The sequence below is a fragment of the Alicyclobacillus hesperidum genome (genome assembly GCF_900107035.1).
Lineage (GTDB): Bacteria > Bacillota > Bacilli > Alicyclobacillales > Alicyclobacillaceae > Alicyclobacillus > Alicyclobacillus hesperidum.
On the sequence record NZ_FNOJ01000050.1, the window covers coordinates 1 to 1470 of the forward strand.

1 protein-coding gene is annotated in these 1470 nt (G+C 50.5%); it reads right to left on the reverse strand.

Annotated features, from left to right (window positions below; translation table 11 throughout):
• Positions 1-132: 132 nt before the first annotated feature.
• Entirely contained in the window at positions 133-1308 is a 1176-nt protein-coding gene (locus tag BLU70_RS14215; RefSeq protein ID WP_040289964.1) for an IS110 family RNA-guided transposase, read from the reverse strand.
• Between the last annotated feature and the right edge of the window lie 162 nt (positions 1309-1470).

Consider the following 1470-nt stretch of genomic DNA (forward strand, 5'->3'; position numbering starts at 1 on the left):
GAGTAGACCAGCTATGTAATGTCAAGTCCTTTATCGAGTCTTAGAGCAATGAAGGGGATGAGTTTTAGGTTGCACGGAACCAAGCCTGTTTCAGGGAAACAGACGGTGATCCGAATATTCATTTGCACTTTTTCAAGCTATCGGTTCATACGGTTTGCGATCTCGCAATACCGCATGAATCACATACGTTAACTTGCGTGCAACGGCTCCAGTGGCGGCTAGGGGATGCTTTCCTTCCGCCCGCTTCTGTTCGTAAAAGGCTTTTAGAATTGGGTTGTGTGTTTTTGCGACGCTCGCAGCCAACCAGATTGCCCTGCGCAAATAGGGCGAACCTCGCTTAGACATGCGGTTGCGGGTTCCTGTGTATTCTCCGGATTGCTTTACCGTTGGATCGATTCCAGCATACGCGACGAGTTTGACCCCGGTCGAGAAGCGGGAAATATCCCCGATTTCACCAAGAATGGCAGCCGCAAGAACAGGACCAATGCCTGGAATTGTCATCAAGTTCGTATCGACCGCTGCCAAGTACGTTGTGATTTTGTCTTCCAGGGCCCTGAGCTGTTGTTCCATGAAGCGAATCTGCTGCAAAAGAAGGCGGAGCTGGAGCCGATACGCGTCGAGTGCAATGCCGACGCCAAAGGAGGATTCGGCGGCAGATTTCAATTCCTGCGCTTTGTCCAAGCCAAAGCGATTTCGGCTATGTTTAGCGATAAACGCAGCGAGCTCCTCAGTGTCTACAGCGAGGATTTCCTCCGGTGTTGTGTATTCCATAAGCAACTCGGAGGACGTTTTGCCAAACAAATCGGAAAACAGGCGCTCATACTCAGGGAACAGAATGTCTAGGATGCCAATGACCTGGCGCTTTAGGTCAGAGATTGAATCGACCAAGTTGAACCGAAATCGGCTCAGTTGACGCAAAGCAAGGATCTGTTCATTGGCCAGTTCGGTTGTAGTGTACCGGCCGAACCGCAGAATTTCAGCGATGATAAAGGCATCCTTGGCGTCATTCTTGGCCTGACGTATGTACATGTTGCGGAAGGCATCTGACTGGATAGGATTGATGACCAGTGGCCGTATACCCTGCTTACAAAGGAATGTATACAGTGCAAGCCAGTAATGACCCGTTGCTTCCATTCCGACGCAGAACGACGCTAAATTCGGATCAACGGCACGCATCCACTCTATCAGCTTCTGTCCGCCGGCTTGGGTGTTGGAGAAACGAAACATCTTACTCTGAATCTGGCCAGACGAATCAATGATACACGCTTCATGCTGACGCTTGCCGATATCGATTCCAATGAAATACATGAACAGTACCTCCAAGTAGGTCGGGAACCGCGCAACCTTGCGATCTACAACCTAGTTCGACATTCGGAGAAGGGGGGATCCCTCAACATCCAGCTCATTCGTAAACTCTCGCAAGGCGGGGCCTACACTCTACTCGACGAGAACAAAGTCTCAAGGAGGGGG